Source organism: Sphingomonas melonis DAPP-PG 224 (genome assembly GCF_000379045.1).
Classification (GTDB): domain Bacteria; phylum Pseudomonadota; class Alphaproteobacteria; order Sphingomonadales; family Sphingomonadaceae; genus Sphingomonas; species Sphingomonas aquatilis.
This window is the reverse complement of record NZ_KB900605.1, coordinates 633,214-658,873: the sequence shown is the minus strand read 5'-3', so window position 1 is coordinate 658,873 and position 25,660 is coordinate 633,214. Positions and strand designations below refer to the sequence as shown.

The window sequence follows — 25,660 nt, the reverse complement described above, 5'->3', positions numbered from 1 at the left end:
CCCGGATGGTCTCCCGCACCGACAAGGCGCGCGGAGCGTTTCGAACAATCGGCGAGGTGTCGGCGGAAACCGGCCTCGCCCACCATATCTTGCGCTATTGGGAAACGCGCTTTCCCCAGCTCAGGCCCGTCACACGCGCGGGCAACCGGCGCTATTACCGGCCGGAGGACGTCGCGCTGGTCCGCCGCATCGATACGCTGCTCAACCGGCAGGGCTATACGATTCGCGGCGTCCAGCAACTCCTCGCCGATGCGGATCGCGCGCCGCCGCCAGCGCCCGCCGACGAACAGGCGGACCTGACCGCCATGCTGCTCGCGATCCGCAACCGCATCGCCGATGCGTTGCGGCAGGACGATGAGCTCAAACCTCGGTGATGGCTGGGCGTTTGGGGAACAGGCCATCGCGCAGCAGCGATGCGGCCTGGTCCGCCACCGCGGCAATGTCGCGATCCTCGCTCCACACGCCGTACCGCAGGCCCAAAAACACGTTCATTCCCATGATCGCCCAGGCGTGAACATCATCCACATCCCCCCGCACCTCCCCCCGCGCTGCCGCGGCGCGTAACCGCGCTTCGATTCGCTCCGCCGTGGAGGCGTAGTGGGCGCGGAAACTGTCCGAATCGACGAATTCGGCCTCGTCGATGATGCGATAGATTTCCTTGTGGTCGCGGACGAAGCCGATGAATTCGGCAAGACCTGCCCGCTCCGCCGCCAGTCCATCCGGCGCCGCCCGAACCGCGGGGGCAACATGATCGCGGACCTGCGCCGACATGTCGGTGACGAGCGCGCGGAACACCGCGTCCTTCGAATCGAAATAGGTGTAGAAGCTGCCGAGTGCGATGCCGGCGCGACGCGTAATGCCGCTGATCGACGCATCGTGAAACCCGCGCTCGCCGAACTCCACCGCCGCCGCATCGAGCAGCGCGCGCAGCGTCCGCCGTCCGCGCGCCGTCCGCGGCGTCTTGGCCGTGGAGGGTGAGTCGGCACTGTCGGCCGCGTCTGCCGCTGCTTCGATCATAATCGTTCCTCCCCCAAAGACCGAAGTTGAAACCCGGTTCAGGTTTCAGTATAGCGGGTGCAAGAGGGCGTACAAGCCGGGTCTACCGGGCAGGCGCCGATCAGGAGGGGAAAGCTATGAACCGGCGTGCATCCACGATCCTCAAGCTCGGCGCGAGTGCCGCGGCGTTGCTGGCGACGCCCGCGATGGCGCAAACGGCCCCGGCCGACGCCCCGCAGAGCGCCGCCGCCGAAACGGCGCCCGATACCAGTGCGACGCCTCCGCAAGACAATGGGGACATCGTTGTCACCGCGCGCCGCCGGTCCGAAACGCTGCAAAGCGTGCCGATCGCCGTCACCGCGTTCAGCGCGGACAAGCTCGACAAGCTCGGCGCGGTCGACCTGACCGACATCCAGAACGTCACCCCCAACACCACGCTGAAGACCGCCCGTGGCTCCAACTCGACGCTCGCGGCCTTCATCCGCGGTGTCGGCCAGCAGGATCCGGTGCCGGGGTTCGAGGCGGGCATCGGCATCTATCTGGACGACGTCTATCTCAACCGGCCGCAGGCGGCGGTGCTCGACATCTACGACGTCGACCGGATCGAGGTGCTGCGCGGGCCGCAGGGGACGCTCTATGGCCGCAACACGATCGGTGGCGCGGTGAAATATGTCACCAAGCGGCTGCCGAACGAGACCGAGCTGCGCGTGAAGGCGAATTACGGGTCGTTCGATCAGGCGGATGGCATCGTCGCGCTGTCGACGCCGATTGGCGACATGTTCAAGGTCGGCGTGGCGGGTGCGCGACTGAGCCGGGGGGGCTTCGGGCGCAACACCAACCTCAATATCGACAATTACAATAAGGACATCTGGGCGGGTCGCGGTACGATCGAGTTCGAAAGCCCGGATACGCGGCTGTTCGTGCGGATCACCGGCGACTACACCCACGACCTCAGCAATCCGCGCAACGGCCACCGGTTGATCCCGGGCCTTCTGTCGGGTGCGCCGGTGTTGGCCAACGTGTTCGACACGCGCGCCGGGCTGAACTTCCCCAAGCAGGACATTCAGGCGGGCGGCCTGTCGATGACCGCGAATGCGCAGCTGACCGATCACCTGACGCTGCGCAGCATCAGCGCATGGCGCAAGGACACGAGCTTCACGCCGATCGACTTCGATTCGCTGCCCGCGACCGACGTCGATGTGCCCGCGGTCTATCGCAACGAGCAGACCAGCCAGGAATTCCAGCTGCTCTATGCGTCCGAAAAGCTCAACGGCCTGATCGGCTATTATTACCTCGGCGCGAAAGCGGCGACCGGGTTCGGGGTGCTACTGTCGACGACGCTGCCGGGGTTCGACGCCTATACCGCGGGCGACGTGCGGACTGAGACGTCGTCGATCTATGGCGACTTCACCTATGATTTCACGCCGCAGTTCAGCCTGTCGGTCGGCGGCCGCTATACGTGGGATCAGCGCAACGCCTTCGTCTTCAAGGCGAATTACATCGGCCTGACCAGCGAGTTCGGCGGCACGCCGACCCCGTTCGGCGCTCCGGCGACGAATTTCCGCGGTATCGCGAACTTCAAGCGCTTCACGCCGCGCGTGTCGCTGAGCTTCAAGCCGGCGCCCGATCACCTGCTGTATGCGTCCTATTCGGAAGGCTTCAAGGGCGGCGGTTTCGATCCGCGCGGGTCGGGGACGTCGGCGCCGATCAGCAATCCGGCGGCGGGACGGACGTATCAGGACATCTACAACTACCTGCTGTTCAAGCCGGAAAGCGTCACGAGTTACGAGGCGGGATACAAGGGATCGGCATTCGACCGGCGGCTGACCTGGGCGCTGGCGGGCTTCTATGCCGATTACACCGATGTGCAGGTGCCCGGTTCGGTCGGCTGTTTGCAGAACGGGGTGCAGAGCTTCTGCGGCATCACCACCAACGCGGCCAAGGCGCGGATCAAGGGCATCGAGCTGGAAAGCACCGCGGTGCTGGCGCGCGATTTCGCCGGGATCGGGTCGTCGGTCGCGCTCAACGGGGCGGTGGGGTATATCCATGCCCGCTACCGCACCTTCATCGGCCCGACCGGAGTCGATGTCGCCAATGTCCGCGTGTTTCAGAACACGCCCGACTGGACGGCGAGCGGCACGCTGACCGGCAATGTGCCGCTGGGCGATGGCCTCGTCACCGCGAATTCGACCGTGTCGTATCGCAGCCTGACGCACCAGTTCGAGACGGCGAGCCCGTTCCTCGACCAGCCAGGCTATACGTTGCTGGATGCGGGCCTGACCTATGCGTTCGGCGAGGGGCGGCGGTACACGATCGGCGTGTACGGCAAGAACCTGACCGACGTGCGCTATAAGACCAGCGGGTATCAGTATATCCGGTCGGACATTGCGGGGACGCCGATCCCGGATGCGGCCGGCAAGCCCTTCCCGACGCTGGGCAAGGAGGGCGTCGCGACGGCCTTCTACGGCAATCCGCGGCAGGTGTTCGTGAGCGTCGGGGCGAAGTTCTAAGGTTTGCCCTGTCCCTCCGTCACCCCGGACTTGTTCCGGGGTCCACCGGGCCGCATGGGGACGGCAAGAGGCTCCGGCCTCCCCCCTCGCCGCAGAGTGGGCCCCGGAACGAGTCCGGGGTGACGGCTGGGCGGGGCTAGCGCGCGGGAATACCTATGCATGCCATGACACCCACCCCCCGCTACCGTGCGCTCGTGCTGGCGATGCTGCTGGTCGTCTACACGTTCAACTTCCTCGACCGGCAGATCCTCGGCATCTTGGCGGCGCCGATCAAGGCGGACCTGAAGCTGACCGACACGCAGCTGGGGCTGCTGGGCGGGGCGGCGTTCGCGCTGCTCTATTCGACGCTCGCCATTCCGCTGGCGCTGGTCGCCGACCGGACGAGCCGCAGCTGGGTGATCACGATCAGCCTGGCGGTGTGGAGCGGCTTCACCGCGCTGTGCGGGTTCGCGACCGGTTTCTGGCAGTTCTTCGCGTTCCGCCTGGGCGTCGGCGTGGGGGAGGCGGGGGGCGTCGCGCCGTCCTATGCGATGATTTCGGACTACTTCCCGCCGCACCAGCGCGGGCGGGCGCTGTCGATCTATTCGCTGGGCATCCCGATCGGGCTGGCCGCGGGGGCGCTGCTGGGCGGGATATTGGCGGCGCATGTCGATTGGCGGTGGGCGTTCATCGTCGTCGGACTGGCGGGCGTCGTCATCGCCCCGATCTTCCGATTGGTGGTGCGCGAGCCGGCGCGCGGGGCGTTCGATCCGGTCGCGGCGACCGAGCGCACGTCGGTGTGGACGGTATTCGGCATCCTGGCCGCCAAGCCGAGTTTCTGGCTGCTGAGCTTTGCCGCGGCGTTCAGTTCGCTGTGCGGCTATGGCCTCGCCTTCTGGGTGCCATCCGTCCTGATCCGCTCGTTCGGGTTCAGCTTGCTGACCGCGTCGCAATATATCGGGTCGCTGCTGCTGATCGGCGGCACGATCGGCGTGTTCGCGGGCGGGTGGCTGGCCGATCGGATGGGCGGGCGCGATCGCGGCGTCTATGCCAAGCTGCCCGCGGTGGCTTGGGCGATCACCGTGCCGCTCTATGCCGCAGGGCTGATGAGCGGATCGCCGGCGCTGTCCTGGTTCCTGTTCCTGATCCCCAATGGGCTCAACATCCTGTGGCTGGGGCCGGTGACGACCGCGGTCCAGCATCTGGTGCCGCCGCCGATGCGCGCGACTGCCTCGGCGAGCTTCCTGCTGGTCAACAATCTGATCGGGCTGGGGCTGGGATCGACGATCATGGGGCGCGTGTCGGATGCGATGACCGCGGCTTATGGTGTGGACGCGCTACGCTATGCGACGGTCTATGCGCTGGGGTTTTATGTCGTCGCGGCGGGGCTGATGCTGAGCGCGGTGAAGCCGCTGCGGCGCGACTGGGTGGGGTGAGAAAAAGCCATGTCCGTCATTCCCGCGAGGGCGGGAATCCAGACGCGCTGACGGCGGCGATGGAGCCGCAACGTCAGAGGTTATGGATTCCCGCCTTCGCGGGAATGACTGGGTGGGGTGTGGCACCCTTGCTCGCCGTAGGACAGGCCCTTGCGAATCGTCCTGCTGTGCCGGTCGGTTAGTGCGACGGCGGTCCAACACCCCTTTCGTCATCCCGGCGTTGGGCCCCATCGAAGTATTACTTCGATGGGAACCCTTTCGCCGGGATGACGGAGAGAGGGTTAGCGTTCGCGGGTCGCGGCGAATTTCACTTTGTTGTAGCGGTCGGCGATATAGCCGACTTCCCAGGCGCTTTTGGCGAGGAAGACGGGGTTGCCGTCGCGGTCCTTGGCCATCGCCGAGCGGTTGAGGTCGGTGAACGCCTTGAGGTCGGCGGGGTCCTGCGCCGAGACCCAGCGCGCGGTTTCGAAGGGGGCGGGTTCCAGGCCCGCGGCGACCTTATATTCCACCTCCAAGCGGCTGAGCAGCACTTCCAGCTGGAGCTGGCCGACGACGCCGATGATCCAGTTGCTGCCGATTTCGGGGTAGAAGACCTGCGTCACGCCCTCTTCGGCCATGTCGTCGAGCGCCTTACGCAACTGCTTGGTCTTGGTCGGGTCCTTCAGCTGGACGCGGCGCAGGATTTCGGGCGCGAAGTTGGGCAGGCCGGTGAAGCGGACGTCGGCGCGCTCCGATAAGGTATCGCCCACGCGCAGCGTGCCGTGGTTGGGGATGCCGATGATGTCGCCGGGGAAGGCCTCGTCGGCGACTTCGCGATTCTGCGCGAAGAACAGGATCGGCGAATGGACCGCGATCGGCTTGCCGTGGCCGGTGGGGGTGAGCTTCATGCCGCGTTTGAAGGTGCCCGAACACAGCCGCATGAAGGCGATGCGGTCGCGGTGGTTGGGGTCCATGTTCGCCTGCACCTTGAAGACGAAGCCGGTGACTTCGTCGTTGTCGGGTGCGACGGGCGCGGGTTCGGCAGGCTGTGCGCGCGGCGGGGGCGCGTGTTCGGCGAGCGCGCCGATCAGTTCGGCGACGCCGAAGTCCTTCAATGCCGAGCCGAAATAGACCGGGGTCAGGTCGCCGTTGCGATACGCCTCGCCGTCGAATTCGGCATAGCCGGCCTGGGCCAGTTCGATCTCCTCCGCCCAGCGGTCGGACAGCGTGGGGTCGGCCTCGGTTTTGCCGAGGAAGGCGCGGCTGTCGCCTTCGGGGCGGCTGATCGTGTTGGTGGTGAGGTCGAGCACGCCCTCGAACTCGCCGCCCATGCCGACAGGCCAGCTCATCGGGCACACGTCCAATGCCAGCATGTCGGCGATCTCGTCGAGCAGTTCGAAGACCGGGCGGCCTTCGCGATCGACCTTGTTGACGAAGGTGATGATCGGGACGGAGCGCAGGCGACAGACCTCGAACAATTTGCGCGTCTGCGGCTCGATGCCCTTGGCGGCGTCGATGACCATGACGGCGGAATCGACCGCGGTGAGGGTGCGATAGGTGTCTTCGCTGAAGTCCTCGTGGCCCGGCGTGTCGAGCAAGTTGAAGGTGATGCCGTCACGCTCGAATGTCATCACCGACGAGGTGACGGAGATGCCGCGCTGCTGCTCGATCTTCATCCAGTCCGATCGGGCGCGGCGGTTTTGCCCGCGCGCCTTCACCTCGCCGGCGAGATGGATCGCGCCGCCGAAATAGAGCAGTTTTTCGGTGAGCGTCGTCTTGCCCGCGTCGGGGTGGGAGATGATCGCGAAGGTGCGGCGGGGGGAGGTCACAGGCAGTCTCGGGCGGCTGCGCGGGCCGATTCGGCACCGCGGAAGTGGACGAAGTGGACGGTACGTAATGCTCGAAAACGCCCTCCGCGACGGGCCCGCCGGGTGAGGGGCGGGGTGCGGCGGGCATGGGTCATGCGGGCCCTTTGCCAGATTTGTGGCGTGTAGGACAGAGGGGGAGTCGCCGCCGTCATTCCCGCGAAGGCGAGACCTCTGCGAAAGTCATTTATTGCATCATTTGGCCCGTCACTTTGAACGCGTTCGGGTTTCGCTGTTCGGCAAAATCAACGTCTTATACCCTTGCGGCGCGGTGGATGCCGGACCGCGTCCGGCATGACGAAGGGACTATCGCAGGGGCCTCGCTATTTGGAGAAAGCGGACGCTACAACCTGGCAAGAAGCGCAGGCACCAACACGCTGTAGGGGCCTTGAAGCACGGGATTAGCAAGCTCGAAAACTGCATCGGCAGCGACAGGTTGAGCATCTATGTCCTCGCGACACTCAAGGAGGTTCGCCCATCCCTCTAGTTCTTCGGCTGTTAGCTCTCCGCCGACATATCGCCGCAGCACGGAGGACACGTTGTCCGTGGAGAGTTGGACGACGGGATCACCGCTCCGATCCCAAGTAAATTGGCGAAGAGCATCTGCAATTGCGGTCAGCGGCTGGTCGAACTGAACAAGGGCTCGAAGGGCTTCTTCTCGGCTCACGGTAGCACAATAGCCAACGGTAGAGGGTTCGCAACTGGGCGGACGGAGACATTCCCGTGTCCCCGCCCCCCTCAATCGATCCGCATCGCTTCTGCCGCCAAGGCTTCCGCCTCGATCAGCAGCGCGTCGTCTGCGGAGCCGGTCGAGACCTTCTCGCGGCCGATCAGGGTGAGGACGGGGACGGCGAGCGGGGTGATGCGGTCGAGGTCGACGTGGAGCATCGTGTCGGCGGCGCGGTCGAGCAGATGGGCGAGGCGGCCGACGTCGGTCATGCGGGCGCGGGCGTCGTCCCAGGCGGCTTGCAGCAGCAGGTGCGTGGGTTCGTATTTACGCAGCACGTCGTAGATGAGGTCGGTGGAGAAGGTCACCTGCCGGCCGGTCTTGCGCTTGCCGGGGTGCTGGCGTTCGACGAGGCCGCCGATGACCGCGACCTCGCGGAAGGCGCGTTTGAGCAGGTGGCTCTGCTGCACCCAGTCGACGAATTCGTGTTCGAGGATGTCGGGGCTGAACAGTGCGGCGGGGTCGGTGATCTTTTCCAGGCCGTAGCAGGCCAGGGCATAATCGTTGGCGACGAAGCCCAAGGGTTTCAGCCCCACCGCCTCCATGCGGCGGGTGACGAGCATGCCCAAGGATTGGTGCGCGTTCCAGCCTTCGAAGCTGTAGGCGACCATGTAATGCCGGCCTTCGCGCGGGAAGGTTTCGACCAGCAGCTGGCCGGGGCGGGGGAGGGCGGAGCGTTTCGCCTGGAATTCCAGCCAGTCGCGCACGTCGGGCGGGAAGCGGTGCCATTGCTCCGGTTCGGCAAGGAAGTGGCGGACGCGGGTGGCGAGGTTGGTCGACAGCGGCATGCGGCTGCCGCCGTAGGTGGGGATGCGCGCGGGCTTGCTCGAGGCGCGGACGATCAGGTCTTCGGTGTCGATGCTCTGCACTTCGCAGCTGAGGCCGGCGAAGAAGAAGGTGTCGCCGGGGCTGAGCTGTGCGGCGAAGCCTTCCTCGACCTTGCCGAGATGGCGGCCGTTCTTGAAGCGGACGTTGAGCATCGTCGCCTCGACGATGATGCCGGCGTTGAGGCGGTGCTGCGTCACGAACCTGGGGTGGCTGACGCGCCACAGGCCATCGGGGTCCTGCGTCAGCCGCTTGAACCGGTCGTAGGCCTTCAGGCTGTAGCCGCCGTCGCTGATGAAGTGGAGCACGCGGTCGAACGTCGCGTCGTCGAGCGCCGAATAGGGCAAAGCGGAGCGGATTTCGTCGAGCAGCGCGGCCTGATCGAACGGCGCGGCGCAGGCGAGCGCCATGACGTGCTGGGCGAGCACGTCGAGAGCGCCGGGGCGGAAGATGTCGGGGTCGAGTTCGCCCGCCTCCACCGCGTCGAGGGCGGCGCGGGCTTCGAGATATTCGAAGCGGTTGCCGGGGACGAGGATGCCTTGCGAGGCTTCGTCGAGGCGGTGGTTGGAGCGGCCGAGGCGCTGGAGCAGGCGCGACGATCCCTTGGGCGCGCCCATCTGGATGACGCAATCGACATTGCCCCAGTCAACGCCGAGGTCGAGGCTGGCGGTGGCGACGAGCGCACGCAACCGGCCCGACGCCATCGCGCCTTCGACCTTGCGGCGCGCTTCCAACGCAAGGCTGCCGTGGTGGACGCCGATCGGCAGGCTGTCGGTATTCACCTTCCACAGATCCTGGAAGATCAGTTCGGCGAGGCTGCGCGTGTTGCAGAAGATGATCGAGGTGTCGTGCGCCTCGATCTCCGCCATCACCTGTTGCGCGGCATAGCGGCCCGAATGGCCGGACCAGGGCACGCGGTCTTCGGGGAGCAGGATGGTGATGTCGGGGTCGGCGCCGGCTTCGCCCTGTACCAGCGCAACCTCACCGATGTCGCCGTCGGGGGCGAGCCAGGCGCGATAGCCGTCGGGGTCGGCGATCGTGGCGGAGAGGGCGACACGGCGTAAGGCAGGGCTGATCCTTTGCAGGCGCGCCATGCAGAGTGAGAGGAGGTCGCCGCGCTTGCCCGTCGCGAAGGCGTGGACTTCGTCGACGACGATCGTCTTAAGGCCGGCGAACATCGTGACGCTGTCGGGGTAGCTCAAAAGCAGCGACAGCGATTCGGGTGTGGTGAGCAGGATCTGCGGCGGCTTGACCCGCTGCCGCGCCTTGCGGTCGCTGGGGGTGTCGCCGGTGCGGGTCTCGACGCGGATGTCGACGCCCATTTCGTCGAGGGGGGTGACGAGGTTGCGCTGGATGTCGACGGCGAGCGCCTTCAGCGGCGAGACGTAGAGGGTGTGGAGGCCTTCCGTCGGCGCCTCGATCAGCTCGGCGAGCGTGGGGAGGAAGCCGGCGAGCGTCTTGCCCGCGCCGGTGGTGGCGACGAGCAAGGCGTGGCGGCCGGCGCGGGCCTCGCGCAGCATGTCGAGCTGATGGCGGCGGGGGTGCCAGCCGCGGGAGGCGAACCAGTCGGTCAGCGGCTGGGGGAGGTCCATCATGGTGTATGTAGGGTGGCGTCGGGCCGCTTCCATCCTTTCGTCACCCCGGACTGGTTCCGGGGTCCACTCCGCGGCGAGGGGGATGGCTAGAGCCTCTTGCCTTCCCCCCGTGGCCCGGTGGACCCCGGAACAAGTCCGGGGTGACGGTGTGGGTGGGGCGGCCGGGCACTCCACGCCATCTGGCGCGTAGTAGCGGAATGGCACGATTGGGCGACTGGCTGGAACCGCACCCGCACGGGATCTACGTGAAGCCCGCCGATGCGTGGATCGATCCGTCGGAGCCCGTGGCCAAGGCGCTGGTGACGCATGGCCATGCCGATCACGCGCGCGGCGGGCATCAGGCGGTGTGGGCGACGCCGGAGACGCTGGCGATCATGGATGCGCGCTATGGGCCGCAGGCGGGGCATGCGGTCGCCTATGGCGAGAGCATCCGGATGGGGGAGGTCGCCGTCGGCTATGTCCCCGCGGGTCATGTGCTGGGATCGGCGCAGATCGTGCTCGATTATCGCGGCGAGCGGGTGGTGGTGTCGGGGGATTACAAGCGGCGACCCGATCCGACCTGCGCGGCGTTCGAGCCGGTGCAGTGCGACGTGTTCGTGACCGAGGCGACGTTCGCGCTGCCGGTGTTCCGCCATCCCGATACCGGTGACGAGATCGACAAGCTGATCGCGCGGCTGCACGCGAACCCCGATCGCTGCGTGCTGGTGGGGGCCTATGCGCTGGGCAAGGCGCAGCGGGTGATCGCCGAATTGCGCGAGCGTGGGCACGACGCGCCGATCTACATCCACGGCGCGCTGCAGCGCTTGTGCGACCTGTATGCCGAACATGGCGTGCGGCTGGGCGAGCTGCTGCCGGTTGCCGACGCGAAGAAGGCGGATATGGCGGGGCATGTCGTGATGTGCCCGCCGGGTGCGCTCAACGACCGCTGGTCGCGGCGGCTGCCCGATCCGATCACCGCGATGGCGAGCGGCTGGATGCGGGTGCGCCAGCGCGCCCGGCAGAAGAATGTCGAGCTGCCGCTGATCCTGTCCGACCATGCCGATTGGGACGAGCTGACGACCACGCTGACCGAAATCGCCCCGCGCCAAGTGTGGGTGACGCATGGCCGCGAGGAGGCGCTGGTCCATTGGTGCGAGCAACGCCAGATGAAGGCGCGCGCGCTGGCGCTGGTGGGGTTCGAGGACGAGGACGATTGATCTACTTGCGATCTACATGCATGGTAATATAACTGTGCATATAGATTGGGGAGGCGGAGAATGTCGGGTGACGTCATCAGCGAACGCGGGCTGCTGTTCCTAGGCAGCCGCATGCGGCGATTGGGCGAACGGATGCAGGCGGACGTCGCCCGCGTGATCGAACAAGCCGGGTTGCCGCTCCAGCCCAGCCATTATCCGCTGCTCGCGACGCTGGACTGCGAAGGGCCGATGACCATCGGTACGATGGCCCAGTCGCTGGGCCTCAGCCAGCCGGCGGTGACCCGCAGCGTCGCGCGACTTGCTGAGCTGGGTTTAGTCGCAACTACGAAGGTCCATCGCGATCAACGCCACAAGACGGTCGCGCTCACCGAGCAGGCACAGGCCGTGCTGGCGCAGTCGGCGGCGACCGTCTGGCCGCGCGTCGAGGCAGCGGTGGCGGAGGTGTGCGGCGATGGCGCACGGCCGTTGCTCGCCCTGCTGGCGAGGCTGGAGCGGGGACTCGATGACGCATCGCTCGACCGACGCGCGCCGATGCTGACGGTGCTGCCGTTTTCCGACGACCTCGCCCCGGCGTTCCACGACATCAACGCACAGTGGATCGAGACGATGTTCACGCTCGAACCGACCGATCGCGAGGTGCTGGAACAGCCGCGGGCGCGCATCATCGCGCCAGGTGGCGATATCCGCTTCGTCGCCGCGGAGGGGCTGGGTGTCGTGGGGGCGTGTGCGTTGCAGAAGACCGGGGAGCGCCGCTTCGAATTGACCAAGATGGGCGTCCTGCCTGAAGCGCGCGGACGCAAGGCGGGCGAGTTCCTGTTACGCGCGATGATCGCGCGTGCGGCCGAGTTGGGCGCGGAAACGCTGTACCTGCTGACCAACGCGCGCTGTGCGCCGGCGATACATTTGTATGAGAAGGTCGGCTTCGTGCATGATGCCGAAATCATGCGCGATTATGGTGGCCGCTATGCCCGCTGCGATGTGGCGATGCGGTATCGGTTCCCGGAATAGGGCCGTCGATCCAGACCGGAAGAGGGCCTGCCGGCGGCGCAATTGCCTACCCCGTCATGCCGGACTTGATCCGGCATCCCGCTTTTCTCTTGGCGACGACGTAAGAAGCGGAACCCCGGCTCACGGCCGGGGTGACGGAAGAGGGGTGGCGCCGGCTGCGTGATGGGGGTGGGTGGATCAGGCGAGCTGGTCGGACAGGTCGTGCCAGTCTGGGTTGCCCCGTTCGATTAGGGCGATCTTCCAGTCGCGGTGCCAGCGTTTGAGGCGCTTTTCGTGGGCGATGCAGTCGGCGATCGCGGTGCTGCGTTCGGCCCAGACGAGGCGGTGCAATCCGTAGCGGCGGCAGAAGTCCGATCCGTCGCCGGTGCGATGCTGGTGGATACGGGCGGCAAGATGCGCGGTGACGCCGACGTAGAGCGTGCCGCGGTAGCGGTCGCTCATGATGTAGACCCAGCCGCCGCGGTCGTTTGCCATGCGGGGATGGTGCGAACGGGCCGGTGATGAGTCAAGATCGGATGGTTTGGTTTCTGGCTAGCGGCGTTTGTTCGACTGAAGAAGGGGAAGAAGCGGGACCCCGGGTCGAGCCCGGGGTGACGAAGGGGTGAGATGTTGCGCGGCGCTGCCCCAAAACTATTCCCGTCACCCCGGCCTTGAGCCGGGGTCCCGCTTCTTTTTGACCAAGCCTAGCAGCGCGAGGGGCCGCAGGTCAGGTGCGGGACAACGGGAGGCAGATCAGCCCCCCAACGCCCGCGCGCGGCGGCGTTGTACCGAGCTGCCGATGCCCATCGCTTCGCGGTATTTGGCGACGGTGCGGCGGGCGATGTCGAAGCCTTTGGCTTGGAGCAGTTCGACCAACGTGTCGTCGGACAGGATCTTGGCGCCCTCGCCGGCGATGAGCGCGCGGATCGCGCTCTTCACCGCCTCCGCCGACACCGCGTCGCCGCCATCCGCCGCCTGAATCGCGCTGGTGAAGAAGTATTTCAGCTCGAAGACGCCGCGCGCGCAGCTTAAGTATTTGTTGCTCGTCACGCGGCTGACGGTCGATTCGTGCATCTCGATCGCCTCGGCGACCTTGGCGAGCGTCATCGGCTTGAGGTGCGCGACGCCTTGCAGGAAAAAGGCTTCCTGTTGCTTCACGATCTCGGTCGCGACCTTGATGATCGTGCGCTGACGCTGGTCCAGCGCCTTGATGAGCCAGTTGGCGGAGGCGAGCGCGTCGGACAGCCAGGCCTTGGCGCTCTTGTCCTGCGGGCCGTGGCTGAGTTCGTGATAATAGCGGCGGTTGACGAGGACGCGCGGTAGCGTCGCGGCGTTGAGTTCGATGCCCCAGCCCGCCTTGGTCTTCATCACGAACAGGTCGGGGGTGACGGCGGGTGCGGGTTCGCCGCCGTAGCGGCAGCCGGGCTTGGGATCGTAGCTGCGCAGCTCGCGGATCATGTCCGCCATGTCCTCGTCGTCGACGCCGCACATGCGCTTGAGGCGGGCGAGCTCGCCGCGGGCGAGGAGATCGAGATTGTCGATCAGCCGCGCCATACAGGGATCGTAGCGGTCCGCCTCCTTCGCCTGGAGCGCGATGCATTCGGCGAGGTCGCGCGCGCCGACGCCGGTGGGGTCGAGTGTCTGGATTTGCGAAAGGACGCGTTCGACGCGGGCGAGCGCAGTGCCGAGGCGATTGGCGATGTCGAGCAGGGGGACGGTGAGGTAGCCCGCCTCGTCGATCTGATCGATCAGATGCTGGGCAATGAACCAGTCGGGGCCGTCGATGACCGCACCGGCCTGGGCGAGCAGATGGTCGGCGAGGCTCTTGTCGCCCTCCGCAAACGAATCGAAATCGATGCCGTCTTCGCCACCGACGCCACCGCCACCCGACCCGCCGTTGAGGCCCAATGCGCCGTCGAAGCCGCCGCCGCCGTCGGCGACGCTGTCCTGCTGGTGGCTTTCGGTGGCATAGTCGACGTCGAGCGGATCGGCCTTGGCGGCACCGGTGACGAGGTCGTCGGCACCGGCCGGCTCGTCCCGCTCGATGCGTTCGGGGCGGACGACCTCTTCGGTCTGTGCGGCTTCGAGCAGCGGGTTCTTCTCGATCTCTTCGGCGATGAAGCCTTCGATTTCGAGGTTGGACAGCGCGAGCAGCTTGATCGCCTGCTGCAGCTGCGGCGTCATCACCAGCGATTGCGACTGGCGGATGTCGAGGCGCGGGGCGAGGCTCATGACACGCCCATATTCCTCCCCCGCCAGGGGGAGGTGGCGCGCGCAGCGCGACGGAGGGGGAGGATAGGCCGCATCCGTTTCGGGTCCTCCCCCTCCGTCAGCCTGACGGCTGCCACCTCCCCCTGGCGGGAGAGGACTGATGGGGAGGCCGTCTCCATAACCCTACAGAGAGAAGCCCTCGCCGAGGTACAGGCGGCGGACGTTGGCGTCGGCGACCAGTTCTTCCGGGCTGCCGGCGAACAGCACGCGGCCGTCGTAGATGATGTAGGCGCGGTCGACGATGTCGAGCGTTTCGCGGACGTTGTGGTCGGTGATCAGCACGCCGATGTCGCGGCGCTTCAGGTCCTTCACCAGATCGCGGATGTCGGCGATCGAGATGGGGTCGATGCCGGCGAAGGGTTCGTCGAGCAGCATGATCGACGGATCGGCGGCAAGCGCGCGGGCGATTTCGGCGCGGCGGCGCTCGCCGCCCGACAGCGCCATCGCCGGGCTGGCTCGCAGGCGGGTGAGGCCGAATTCGTCGAGCAGTTTGTCGAGCTTGGCGGGGCGCTTGGACTTGTCGGGTTCGGAGAGTTCGAGGACCGCGCCGATGTTCTTTTCGATCGACAGGCCGCGGAAGATGCTGGTTTCCTGCGGCAGATAGCCCAGGCCCAGGATCGCGCGGCGGTACATCGGCAGGCGGGTGATATCCTCGCCATCGAGCATGATGCGGCCTGAATCGGGCTTCACCAGCCCCATCACCGAATAGAAGCAAGTCGTCTTGCCCGCGCCATTGGGGCCGAGCAGGCCGACCACCTCGCCGCGGTCGACCGAGACGGAGACGTCGGTGAGGACGACGCGCTTGTCGTAGGATTTGGCGATCGAGATCGCCTGCAGGCCGCGGTTGGCGGGCGCTTCGTGGATCGCTTCGGCGGTCTGAAGGTCGGTCACGGCGTCCATCGGCTGATGCCTCGCATCAAAGGGTTAGTAGAGCGTTGCGCGTTGGCAAGCTTCGTGCATGCGGGGCCCGTCATGGCGCGGGGAGCGCGCGGAGGGAAGCCCCCTTGCGATGGGTGGGGGCGGGTCGGTGCCAAGTCCTCCCTCGCGTAGCGGGGGAGGGGGACCGCTCGGCGCGAGCCGAGTGGTGGAGGGGGTGTTGCCGCATACGGGACGTTCGCCGTTGACCTCCCCCTCCGTCACCGCCTTCGGCGGCGCCACCTCCCCCTGGCGGGGGAGGACTTTGGGGGGTCAGTTGCGCTTCGGGACCGAGAAGGTGCCCGTCACGCGGCCGTTGGGGGCGGCGCTGGTCGTCGCGCCGGGGGCGCCGGCGGAGCCGCGGACCGAGGAGCCGTCGATCACCGCGCGGCCGGTGTCGAGGTTGATCGTCAGGCGACCGCCGTTCACGGTGTTGCCGCCCTGCGTCAGCGTGACCGCGCCGAGCATCGTGATGACGCGGCGGTTGAGATCGTAGATGGCATATTGCGCCTTGGCGGTCTGGTCCGGGCGCTTGACCGTGACGCCGCCGCTCGCGTCGAGACGCGAGACCTGCGGGTTCCCGCCGATCACCTGGCCCGTATAGAACACCGTCATGCGCGCCGCGGTGAGCGTCATTTCCGCCTGGCGGACATTGACGTTGCCCGACAGGACCGCGCGATTCGCCTTGTCCTGCAATTCGATCGTGTCCGCGCCGAAATCGATCGGCGCGTTCGAATTGTGCGCGGTCTGCGCGGCCAGAGGGGCGGCCACAGCGAGGACGGCAGGGATGAGGAAGGGGAGCGCGCGCATGGGCGGCTATTTCGTCCTTCCCGGCACGATCCGCAAGCGGGCATTGCCGGTGAGCCGCACGGTGCGATCGTCGAGGTTTGCGTTCAGGCGATCGGCGCTGAAATTCCCCTGCGTGACGGTGCCGGTGACCTTGCCGTCGCTCTGCATCGTCTTGGATTTCAGATCGATCGTCGCGTCGCTTGTATCGAGGCGATAGTTGTTGGGGCCGCGCACGGCGATCGGCCCGTCGACCTTCATCTGTTCGGTCTTGAGGTCGTAGCGCCCCTGATCGGCGCGCAGCGTTGCCGGGCCGTCCTGCAATTGCAGGTCTGCGGCCATGCGGTTGATCTCGACGATCGGCACGCTGCTGCTCTGCTGCACCGCCGAACCGGCGTTGAGCGTGAACGCCTGCCCCTTGTCGTCCTGCCCGCGATAGGTCGCGGCCTGCAGCTTCATGCGTTCCTTGGCGACCTCGACCTTGTTCTTGTCGAGCACGAAGGAGACTTCGTTGCTGGCGGTGAGCGGGGCCATGACGAGGAAGGCGGCGAGCACGCCGATCGCGATCGGCAGCCCGCTGTTGAGCAAGGTGATCAGCCGGTCGTGGCGGCTGCCGGGCGCGGCCCAGCGCTGGCGTGCCGTCCGCACGCGCGCGAAGCCGTCGACGGTCGCCGCCATCGACTCAGGCATGCGCGAAGATGTCGATTTCGGGCCAGCCGGCGAGATCGAGCGCGGCGCGAGTCGGCAGGAAGTCGAAACACTGCTGCGCCAGCTCCATGCGGCCTTCGCGGATCAGGCGGCGGTCCAGCTCGGCCTTCAGGCGGTGGAGGAAGCGCACGTCGCTGGCCGCATAATCCTTTTGCGCGTCGCTGAGCTCGGGCGATCCCCAGTCGGACGATTGCTGCTGTTTGCTGAGTTCCTGCCCCAGCAGTTCGCGGACCAGTTCCTTCAGGCCATGGCGATCGGTGTAGGTGCGGATCAAGCGCGAGGCGATCTTGGTGTCGTATGCGGGCGCGGCGACCACGCCGAGATAATGCTGGACCGCGGCGATATCGAAGCGGCCGAAGTGATAGAGCTTCAGGCGCGCGGGATCGGCGAGCACCGCCTTCAGGTTCGGTGCGGCATAATCGCTGTCGGGGCCGAAGCGCACGAGATGTTCGTCTGGGCCGCCATCGGACAGCTGCACGACGCACAGGCGATCGCGGGGCGTGATGAGGCCCATGGTTTCGGTGTCGACGGCGATCGATGCGCCGGGAGCGAAGACGTCGGCGGGGAGGTCTTCCTCGTGGAAGTGAACGGTCATGCCGCAGCCCTACGCGGCTCCGCGGCGCGGCTCAACGATTAACATTGTGTCACCGAAACATCGCGATAGGCGCGCACCGCAGCGATAAACGTGCTGTGGCGGCCACAACGGGCAAGTATCGGCACGACTTGCCCCCAAGATACGACGAATTTGTTCGCGGGGACTTGTAATGTGCGCTATGGCAGGTCCCAAGGCGCAATAGGTTTGGCGCCCGGAGGCTCGCGTTCGTCGTCCGGCGCACGGGTTCTTCGACGGATTGGATGCGGGCGAACCGGGAAGACGAATAGGGTTATGAGTTACGACAAAGGTGGCCGCGGCAATCGTGGCGGACGTGGTCGCGACAAGCGCGACGGTTTCGGCGGCGACGATTTCGGTGGCGGCAGCAGCTACGGCGGCGGCGGCTTCGGTGGCGGCGGCTTTGGCGGCGGTGATCGTGGCGGCTTCGGCGGTGGTGGCTTCGGTGGCGGCGGCTTCGGCGGCGGCGACCGTGGCGGCTTCGGCGGCGGCGGCGGTGGTTTCCGCGGCGGCGGCGGTGGTGGCGGCTTCAGCGGCGGTGGCCGCGGCATGCCCCCGCAGGTCGTCGGCGAAGGCACCGGCGTGGTCAAGTTCTTCAACGCGCAGAAGGGCTTCGGCTTCGTCGTCCGTGATGACGGCGGCGAAGACGTGTTCGTCCACATCTCGGCGGTCGAGCAGGCGGGCCTTAGCGCGCTTGCCGAAGGCCAGCCGCTCGGCTTCACGCTGGTCGACCGCGGTGGTCGCATCTCGGCGACCGAGCTGAAGATCGACGGCGAGCCGATGGCGGTGACCGAGCGCGCGCCCCGCGAGCCGCGTGAAGGCGGCTTCGGCGATCGTGGTCCTCGCGCCGGCGGCGCCGGTGGCCCGCAGCGCCAGCTGACCGGTGAGAAGGCGACCGGTACGGTCAAGTTCTTCAACGCGATGAAGGGCTTCGGCTTCATCCAGCGCGACGACGGCCAGCCCGACGCGTTCGTGCACATTTCGGCCGTCGAGCGCGCCGGCATGGGCACGCTGAACGAAGGCGACAAGCTGCAGTTCGAACTCGAGGTCGACCGTCGTGGCAAGTATGCCGCGGTGAACCTGTCGCCGGCTTCGTAATCGTCCCGATTCGCTAATGTGAAAAGCCCGGCCCTGCGATCCGCAGGTGCCGGGCTTTTTGCGTTTCGGGGGCGGAGCGTGGGCAATGTGGCGGCCGATCTGGTGTTCGGCGCGACTGCCGTCACGGCCAGGGCCCACGGCTGATTCCATTCGGCCCATTGGCTTGATCATCCCCTCGCGAGGACGTTCGCATGCCACAGGCATGACGAAGGCGGAGTGGGGTAGCGTCCTGTTATTCGGACGTTCCTGTCCTCCCCCTCCGTCACCGCCTCGGGTCGATCATGCCCCCGGCATGATCTTGAACGGCCGGGGGCCGTTCATCCCGATGCGCCCTGGCGGGGGAGGACTGCCGGTCTGTTGGCAATGTCGATCGACTGGTGTTCAGCGCATCAGAAAGCTGCCCGGCAGAGCAAGGCCTTTGCCTGCGCCTCGTCTTTCATGACCGACGGCCTGCATGCGGTAGGCAGCGCGGTCTTCGCCGGAGCGTAGCGGCGAGCACCGCCCGCCTTTTGCGTTTTTCGGGCGGGCGTGCGACGGCATGTGCCGATGATGGCACGATCTTCTCTGGCGGCGATCGCCGCGGCGGTGGCGGTTCTGGGCGCGGCGGGGGCGGCCGTGTCGCGCCAGGCGGCGACGGCTCCGCAGGCCACGCGCACCAACGCGCCGCGCACGCCTGCCGCACCTCCGGCGAGGCAGGCGGTGCCCGCGAGTGCGGTGCCCGACGCCGAATCGGGCGTGCCCGTCTATGCCGCCGATGTGGTGGCGCGCTTCCCGCATGATTCGGGGGCGTTTACCGAGGGGCTGCTGTTCTGCGGCGACGCGCTGTACGAAAGCACGGGCAAGGAAGGCGCGTCGGATATCCGGCGGGTGACGCTGGACGACGGCAAGGTCGTGGCGCGCGCGCGGCTGTCGCCGGACCTGTTCGGTGAAGGAATCGCCTGCTGGCAGAAGAGCCTGGCCAGCGTGACGTGGAAGACGGGGATCGGATTCCGCTGGGCGCTGCCGGCGCTGACGCAGACGGGCAAGCCGTTGCGCTACACGGGTGAGGGCTGGGGCATGACCAGCGACGCGACGTCGATCCTGCTGTCCGACGGCACGCCGGTGCTGCGGCGGATGGACCCGGCGCGCTTTGCCGAGCGGGGGCGGATCGCCGTGACGCTCAACGGGCGGCCGCTGAAGAATCTGAACGAGCTGGAATATGTTGGCGGCAAGATCCTGGCCAATGTGTGGATGAGCGGGTTCATCGCGCGGATCGATCCGGCGAGCGGCAAGGTGGAGGCGCTGATCGACCTCAGGCCGCTGATCGCGGAGATCAACAATCCCGATCCCGACGCGGTGGCGAACGGCATCGCGTACGACGCGGCGCACGACCGGCTGTTCGTGACGGGGAAATATTGGCCGACGCTGTTCGAGATCAAGCTGGGCGACGAGGTCGGCCGGGCGCGGTAAGAGCGCGCGCCTTCTTCCGTCATCCCGGCCTTGAGCCGGGATCCCGCTTCTTCTGCGGCGGCGGTGGAAAGCGGGACCCCGGATCAAGTCCGGGGTGACGAAAGGGTGCTGATCACCGGCCGGCGAGATAGCGGGCGAGCGGGTCGATCATCTCGTCGGGAATGCGGCGGGCGATGACGGGCATGGTCGCGTGGCTCTTGCGCGCGTCGACCACAGTGTCGTCGCCGCGCCACTGGCGCAGGCGTTGGGCGATGTAGCTCGCACGCTGGCCCGCGAGGACGGGATAGGGTTTGCCGGGGGCATGGCAGCTGGCGCAGGCGGGCAGTTGCTTCGCGGGCAGGCCCTGTTCGACGATACGCGCGGCGGCGGCATCGGCGTTAGGGATGGGGCCGGGCGCGGCGCCTAGGCCGGGCATGGCGGCATAGGCGTCGGCGGCGGCGCGCATCTGTTCGGGCGTCATGCGCATCGCGACCTGCTGCATCACCGCGCTGGAGCGGGTGCCGTTGGCATAGCCTTGCAGCGCGGCGAGCAACGCCGCCTGCGACTGGCCGCCGAGGATCGGCATGTCGGGCGCATTGCGACCGCGTCCGTCGCTGCCATGGCAGCCGGCGCATTGGGACAGCGGCGCGGCGGGGTCCGATTCGCCGACCAGCGCCGCGTACTGCGCGGGCGTCATGCCGGGCAGGCGGCGGACAAAGGCGACCATGCGGCGCACTTCGTCGGGGCGGTCCTGCACCGCCCAGGCGGGCATGCCGGTGTATTTGACGCCGTGCTGGAGGATCCAGAACAGCTGTTTGTCGGTCCATTCCTTGGCGTTGACGGCGAGATTCGGCGCGGGCGGGGTGGCGGCCTGCATGACGGGCGAGGGCTTCACGCCCGGCGCGCCGTGGCAGACCGCGCAGGAATTGGCGAAATGGCCCGCCGCGCTGACGAGGCTGCGCGCGTCGGCCGGGTCGTCCGGCGACGTGAAGGCAGCATGCGTGCGCACCGAGCTGCGCATCGCCCAGTGGAGGAACCAGTCGGTGATCTTCCAATGGCCGGACGAGGCGGCGAGGTTCATCACGCCCGACCAGGCGAACAGCATGCCCGCCGCACCGAGCAGGACCAAAGTCAGGATGGCGCGCAGCCAAGTGATGCGGATCGTCATGCGGGCGCTCCCTCGCGCGGCTGGAGCAGGCGGCCGAGCATCGCCAGCCCGCCGATCAGATAGGCGATGCCGCCGACGAGCAGCATGACGACACCGGCGAGCTGCTGGTCGGCGAGCGCGTCGGGGCCATGATGCATATACAGCGGTCGCGGTGCGAGGCCGATCAGCGCGCCGAGCAACGTCATGTGCATCGACGTGACGAGCAACGCCGCGACGCCGGCCGCGCGGTGGCGGGGGGCGAGGACGGCGGACCAGAGCAGCAGGCCGGCAGCGAGGAACATCGCCTGTTCGATTGCGAGCCACGCCGGCGCGTGCGCGACGAGGCGGCGCAGCGCGGGGACGTGCCAGCCCCATACCACCACCGCCTCGACCAGCGCGGCGGCGAGTGGGGTGGCGAGGCGGGGGACCAGCGTTGCGGGATCGTATCGGCTGCCCTGTAGCCCGAGCGCGATCAGCGGCGCGGCGATGGCGACGGCGATCATATGCGCCGCCATGTGGCCGGTCATGCCGAACGGGCTGAGCGCCCAGCCGACCGGCACGAGGGCAAGGCCGGCGAACAGGGGCGCGCGGCTCATCGGCAATCGCTCAGCACGATGACGGGGGCGGCGGTGAAGATCACCGCGACGAAGCTCAGGCCTGCGAGCAGCATCGTCGCGTACGCGAGGAAGCGCAGGCGGTCGATGTCGGTGCCTTCATTGTGCGGCGGCGGATCGCCGGGCGTGCGCGACTGCTGCCAGGCGATCAGGCCCGACGCGACGATGACCATGAGCGCCGCCACCGTGCCGATCGCGAAGGCGGTGGGGAAGCGCGCCCATTGCCCGAGCTTCGCACAGGACACGGCGGCCCACAGGTAGGAAAAGAGGAAGTGCACCGCCCAGGTGGTCGGGGGGACGATCAGCGTCCATAGCGTGACGCGCAGGCTGCGCGCGCGGGTGAGGAAGCGCTTCACAGCCCCGCCTCCGGGAACAGGCCGACCGTCAGATAGGTGACGAGCGCGGTGAGCGCGAAGAAATGCTGGTAGACGGTGATGTTGCGCAGGTCGGCGTCATGCGTGGGGGTCATGCGGCCGGCAAGGCTGCGCGCGAGCGTGTAGAGCTGCATGACGATGCCGACGCCGGCGTGGACGGCGGTCCAGATGATCAACACCCAGACGATCGCGGGATAGACGTTCGCCTTGGGATCGAGGCCGTCGAGCGATCCCAGCGCCGCGACGATGCTGGCGAGCGCGGCGGCAGCGCCCGCGACGAGCGCCACGCGGGCAAGCGTCACGGCGCTGCGGTGGTTGAACTCGCGGGCGGCGACGGTGGCGGCCCAACTGGCGAGGCTCAGGCCCAGCGCCAACAACGGCCCACCGGCGCCCGGCCCGGCGAAACCCGCGCCGAAATCGGGGTGGATCGTCCAGTAGAAATAATAGCCGAAGACGAGGCCGGAAAAGGCGGTGGCATCGGCCATCATCGTGATGAACATCGCCCACCAGCCGGGCGCGGCGGGGCCGGAAATGTAGAGCGGCATCGTCATGCCGTGGCCGATCGGCTTTTCGGGCTTTTCGGGGATTTCGGCGGTGTCCCACAGCCACCACAGCACGCAGGCGAGCGTGACGACGCCGCTGGCCGCTGCCGCCAGGTAGAGGTGATAGGTGGTGAGGATGAACACCGCGCCCAGCGCGACGGCGGTGATCATCGGCTTCACGCTGGGCGTGCCGAGGCGGATGACCGAGACAGGCCGCGCATCGAGGACGGAGGTGATGATCGTTTCGCGACGGCCTTCCTCGGCATCGGGCAGGAAGAAGCGGCCTTCGTCGACCTTCTGCACGAAGTTCTTCTGGTCCCAGATCGGATAGCGGCTTTCGATCAGGGGGACCGAGCGGATACCCCAATCCTCGTCGTCCGGGTGCGCCAGCCATTCGAGCGTGCCGGCGTTCCACGGGTTGCGGGGGGCCTTCCTACGCGTCGGCGAGAGGGCGAGATCAAGCACCAGCACCAGCACGCCGGTCGCGAATAGGTACGAGCCCGCGGTCGAGGCGAGGTTGAGCCAGCCGATGTTGAGGTCGGCGGGGTAGGTGAAGACGCGGCGTGGCATGCCTTCCAGGCCCGACAGGTGCATGGGCATGAAGGTGAGGTTCACGCCGACGAACATGATCCAGAAGGCGATGCGACCGAGGCGGTCGCTGAGCTTTTTACCGGTGATGAGCGGCCAGTAATAATAGAGGCCCCCGAACAGCGGCAGCAACGTCCCGCCGATCAGCACGTAATGGAGGTGCGCGACGACGAAATAGGTGTCGTGCGCCTGCCAGTCGAACGGCGCGATCGCGACCATCACGCCGGTGAGGCCGCCGATGACGAAGATCGCGAGGCTGCCGCTGGCGTAGAGCAACGGTGTCGACCATTTGACCTTGCCCGCCCATAGCGTTGCGATGAAGGCGAAGATCTGCACGCCGGTAGGGATCGCCACGGCTTCGGAGGCGGCGGAGAAGAAGGCGAGGCTGATCTTGGGCAGGCCGGTCGCGAACATGTGGTGGACCCACAGGCCGAACGACAGGAAGGCGGTGCCGACCGCCGCCAGCACGATCCACGGATAGCCGAGCAGGTGGCGCTGCGCGAAGGTGGGGATCAACATCGCGAACAGGGCGATGCTGGGCAGGAAGACGATATAGACTTCGGGGTGGCCGAAGATCCAGAACAGGTGCTGCCATAGGAGCGGGTCGCCGCCCTTGGCCGCATCGAAGAACGGCCAGCCGAGCAGGCGCTCCATCTCGAACAAGAGGTCGCCTGCAATGAGCGGCGGGAAGGCGAACAGGATCATCACCGCCACGACCAGGATGTACCAGGCGTAGAGGGGCATCAGGTTCAGCCGCATGCCCGGAGGACGGCATTTGAGCACGCCGACAATCAGCTCGACTGCGGCGGCGACCGACGAGACTTCGATGAAGCTGAGGCCCAGCATCCAGATGTCGGCGCCGAGGCCGCTGAGGTCGGTGCGCGTCGTCAGCGGCGGGTACATGAACCAGCCGCCATCGGGCGCGGCGTTGAAGAAGATCGACCCACCGACGAAGACGCCGCCGAGCAGGAAGCTCCAATAGCCGAACGCCGACAGCCGCGGGAACGGCAGGTCGCGCGCGCCCAGCAGCTGGGGCAGGAGGATGATCGACACCGCCTCGAACATCGGGACGGCGAACAGGAACATCATCATCGAGCCGTGCAGCGTGAACAGCTGGTTGAAGGTATTCGCCGAGACGAGATCGTTGTCGGGCACCGCCAGCTGCGTGCGCATGATGAGCGCGAGCACCCCGGCGAACAGCATGAAGCCGAAGGCGGTCAGCGTGTACCACACGCCGATGCGGTTGTTGTTGACGTCGGTCCAGCGGAAGAACCAGCCGGTGGGCGCCTTCCATACCGCGCGCAGGCGCTCTTCCTGCGCGGTGCGGAGCTGCGGGTCGTCTTGCGCGTGGAGGCTCATTTCAGGCCCTCGAGATAGCGGGCGATGGCGGTGGCCTCGGCTGGGGTGAGTTGCGGGAAGGCCGGCATGCGGACGCCGGGTTTGGTCTTTTCGGGGTGCCGGATGAAGGCGGCGACGTTGGCGGTCGCCATCGGCAGGATGCCGGCGGCGAGCGTTTGGCGGCTGCCGAAATGGGTGAGGTCGGGCCCGATGCGGCCTGCGGGGCCGGCGCCGCGGACGGTGTGGCAGGCGTTACAGCCGTTCTGCGCGAACAAGCGGGCGCCGTCGCCCTGGGAAGTGGACGGGCGGCGCTGGTCGGCGAGCCAGGCGTCGAACGCCGCAGGCTCCATTGCGATGACATCGAGCGCCATCAGCGCGTGGCTGAGGCCGCAGAATTCGGCGCATTGGCCGCGGTAACGCCCGGCCTTGTCGGCGCGGACGACCAATGTGTTGGTGCGGCCGGGGATCATGTCCATCTTGCCGGCGAGGCCGGGGATCCAGAAGCTGTGGACGACATCGGCCGCGGTCAGGCGGAAGGCGACCGTGCGGCCGACGGGAATGCGGATTTCGTTGGCGGTTTCGACCGGGGCGGCGCCGGCCGGGCGATAGGTGACGCGCCACCAGAATTGCTCGCCATCGACCGCGATCTGCAGATCGGCGGGCGCGATGGGGCGGGGGCGCATGAAGGGCAATGAATAGACGAGCAGGCCGAGCAGCAGAATCGTGGGGATGATGCCGCCGAGCCACAGGACGAGGCGCATGCCGCCGCGCAGGCCCAACTCGCCTTCGGGCGCGCGCACGGCGTGGCGCATCAGCAGCGCGAGCGCGACCGCGATGACGACTGCGCCGGCGAGCATCAGCAGGAACAGGTGGCGGATGTCGGCGGCGTCGGCACCGAAGGGCGCGAGCGTCGACTGGTGCGTGTTGCAGCCTGTCAGCAGGATGCAGCCGCCGGTGATGATGGTGCCCCTGATCCCCCGCATCGACGCCGAACGCTTCGGGGCCGAAACGGTTCGAGTTCAATCGTGTAAGGAAAGATTGCTGGCGTGTGATTGCCTCTTCTTCGTCAGTCTCGCACTTTCTTCGTCATTCCCGCGCAGGCAGGAATCCAGAACCTCTGACGGTACGGCTCCATCGAAGACCTGC

Annotated in this window: 21 protein-coding genes; 7 read left to right on the top strand and 14 right to left on the bottom strand. The window is 67.3% G+C overall.

What is annotated here, in order from left to right; genetic code table 11:
• Positions 1-5 precede the first annotated feature (5 nt).
• Positions 6-374, top strand: coding sequence for a MerR family transcriptional regulator (locus SPHME3_RS0103230; RefSeq protein WP_017977285.1), 369 nt, complete (start codon positions 6-8; stop codon positions 372-374).
• On the opposite strand, the gene SPHME3_RS0103225 is transcribed toward SPHME3_RS0103230, so the two are convergent.
• Positions 361-1,017, bottom strand: a complete 657-nt coding sequence (locus tag SPHME3_RS0103225) for a TetR/AcrR family transcriptional regulator (RefSeq protein ID WP_017977286.1) — start codon at positions 1,015-1,017, stop codon at positions 361-363. The two genes, SPHME3_RS0103230 and SPHME3_RS0103225, sit on opposite strands and share 14 nt — an antisense overlap.
• 116 nt (positions 1,018-1,133) lie before the next feature.
• On the opposite strand from SPHME3_RS0103225, the gene SPHME3_RS0103220 reads away from it, so the two are divergent.
• Positions 1,134-3,506, top strand: coding sequence for a TonB-dependent receptor (locus SPHME3_RS0103220; RefSeq protein ID WP_017977287.1), 2,373 nt, complete (start codon positions 1,134-1,136; stop codon positions 3,504-3,506).
• Between the two features lie 155 nt (positions 3,507-3,661).
• Positions 3,662-4,921, top strand: a complete 1,260-nt coding sequence (locus tag SPHME3_RS0103215) for a spinster family MFS transporter (protein WP_018250554.1) — start codon at positions 3,662-3,664, stop codon at positions 4,919-4,921.
• Positions 4,922-5,202: 281 nt separating this feature from the next.
• Here SPHME3_RS0103215 and SPHME3_RS0103210 read toward each other — a convergent pair whose 3' ends face one another.
• Together SPHME3_RS0103210 and SPHME3_RS0103205 are read right to left on the bottom strand one after the other, a co-directional pair.
• The gene (locus SPHME3_RS0103210; RefSeq protein ID WP_017977289.1) at positions 5,203-6,729 is read right to left on the bottom strand and encodes a peptide chain release factor 3; all 1,527 of its coding nucleotides are present in this window, start codon (positions 6,727-6,729) and stop codon (positions 5,203-5,205) included.
• Positions 6,730-7,503: 774 nt separating this feature from the next.
• The gene (locus tag SPHME3_RS0103205; protein ID WP_020486337.1) at positions 7,504-9,912 is read right to left on the bottom strand and encodes a ligase-associated DNA damage response DEXH box helicase; all 2,409 of its coding nucleotides are present in this window, start codon (positions 9,910-9,912) and stop codon (positions 7,504-7,506) included.
• Positions 9,913-10,109: 197 nt separating this feature from the next.
• On the opposite strand from SPHME3_RS0103205, the gene SPHME3_RS0103200 reads away from it, so the two are divergent.
• Entirely contained in the window at positions 10,110-11,108 is a 999-nt protein-coding gene (locus tag SPHME3_RS0103200) for a ligase-associated DNA damage response exonuclease (RefSeq protein WP_017977291.1), read from the top strand.
• A 60-nt stretch (positions 11,109-11,168) separates the two neighbouring features.
• The gene (locus SPHME3_RS0103195; protein ID WP_017977292.1) at positions 11,169-12,116 is read left to right on the top strand and encodes a bifunctional helix-turn-helix transcriptional regulator/GNAT family N-acetyltransferase; all 948 of its coding nucleotides are present in this window, start codon (positions 11,169-11,171) and stop codon (positions 12,114-12,116) included.
• Between the two features lie 177 nt (positions 12,117-12,293).
• Here the strand turns inward: SPHME3_RS0103195 and SPHME3_RS0103190 are convergent, their stop codons facing one another.
• The 6 genes from SPHME3_RS0103190 to SPHME3_RS0103165 form a co-directional block, all read right to left on the bottom strand.
• Positions 12,294-12,590: a GIY-YIG nuclease family protein gene (locus tag SPHME3_RS0103190; protein ID WP_017977293.1), complete on the bottom strand. Its 297-nt coding sequence runs from the start codon at positions 12,588-12,590 to the stop codon at positions 12,294-12,296.
• Between the two features lie 258 nt (positions 12,591-12,848).
• A complete protein-coding gene (gene rpoN, locus SPHME3_RS0103185; RefSeq protein ID WP_017977294.1) occupies positions 12,849-14,327 on the bottom strand; it encodes an RNA polymerase factor sigma-54 in 1,479 nt (492 codons plus the stop codon).
• Between the two features lie 162 nt (positions 14,328-14,489).
• Positions 14,490-15,266, bottom strand: coding sequence for an LPS export ABC transporter ATP-binding protein (gene lptB, locus SPHME3_RS0103180; protein ID WP_017977295.1), 777 nt, complete (start codon positions 15,264-15,266; stop codon positions 14,490-14,492).
• Positions 15,267-15,554: 288 nt separating this feature from the next.
• Positions 15,555-16,091, bottom strand: coding sequence for an LptA/OstA family protein (locus SPHME3_RS0103175; protein ID WP_017977296.1), 537 nt, complete (start codon positions 16,089-16,091; stop codon positions 15,555-15,557).
• Between the two features lie 6 nt (positions 16,092-16,097).
• Positions 16,098-16,757 (bottom strand): LPS export ABC transporter periplasmic protein LptC, encoded by a 660-nt coding sequence (gene lptC / locus SPHME3_RS0103170; RefSeq protein ID WP_020493470.1) that lies wholly within the window; start codon positions 16,755-16,757, stop codon positions 16,098-16,100.
• A complete protein-coding gene (locus SPHME3_RS0103165; protein ID WP_017977298.1) occupies positions 16,750-17,370 on the bottom strand; it encodes a ribonuclease D in 621 nt (206 codons plus the stop codon). Before SPHME3_RS0103165 ends, lptC begins: the two co-directional genes overlap by 8 nt.
• 291 nt (positions 17,371-17,661) lie before the next feature.
• Between SPHME3_RS0103165 and SPHME3_RS21670 the strand changes: the two genes are divergently transcribed.
• Both SPHME3_RS21670 and SPHME3_RS0103150 read left to right on the top strand, forming a co-directional pair.
• Positions 17,662-18,483 (top strand): cold-shock protein, encoded by an 822-nt coding sequence (locus SPHME3_RS21670; protein ID WP_024310419.1) that lies wholly within the window; start codon positions 17,662-17,664, stop codon positions 18,481-18,483.
• A 549-nt stretch (positions 18,484-19,032) separates the two neighbouring features.
• Complete coding sequence (locus SPHME3_RS0103150) at positions 19,033-19,932, top strand: glutaminyl-peptide cyclotransferase (protein WP_018250553.1); 900 nt, start codon at positions 19,033-19,035, stop codon at positions 19,930-19,932.
• Positions 19,933-20,044: 112 nt separating this feature from the next.
• On the opposite strand, the gene SPHME3_RS0103145 is transcribed toward SPHME3_RS0103150, so the two are convergent.
• From SPHME3_RS0103145 to coxB, 5 genes are read right to left on the bottom strand one after another with little or no spacing between them, the layout of a single operon-like run.
• Positions 20,045-21,079: a c-type cytochrome gene (locus SPHME3_RS0103145; RefSeq protein WP_017977300.1), complete on the bottom strand. Its 1,035-nt coding sequence runs from the start codon at positions 21,077-21,079 to the stop codon at positions 20,045-20,047.
• Positions 21,076-21,654, bottom strand: coding sequence for a cytochrome c oxidase assembly protein (locus tag SPHME3_RS0103140; protein WP_017977301.1), 579 nt, complete (start codon positions 21,652-21,654; stop codon positions 21,076-21,078). The genes SPHME3_RS0103145 and SPHME3_RS0103140 overlap by 4 nt, the downstream gene beginning before the upstream one ends.
• Complete coding sequence (locus SPHME3_RS0103135; RefSeq protein WP_017977302.1) at positions 21,651-22,028, bottom strand: hypothetical protein; 378 nt, start codon at positions 22,026-22,028, stop codon at positions 21,651-21,653. The genes SPHME3_RS0103140 and SPHME3_RS0103135 overlap by 4 nt, the downstream gene beginning before the upstream one ends.
• Positions 22,025-24,535 (bottom strand): cytochrome c oxidase subunit I, encoded by a 2,511-nt coding sequence (gene ctaD / locus SPHME3_RS0103130; RefSeq protein ID WP_017977303.1) that lies wholly within the window; start codon positions 24,533-24,535, stop codon positions 22,025-22,027. The genes SPHME3_RS0103135 and ctaD overlap by 4 nt, the downstream gene beginning before the upstream one ends.
• A complete protein-coding gene (gene coxB, locus SPHME3_RS0103125) occupies positions 24,532-25,497 on the bottom strand; it encodes a cytochrome c oxidase subunit II (protein WP_017977304.1) in 966 nt (321 codons plus the stop codon). The genes ctaD and coxB overlap by 4 nt, the downstream gene beginning before the upstream one ends.
• Positions 25,498-25,660: the final 163 nt, after the last annotated feature.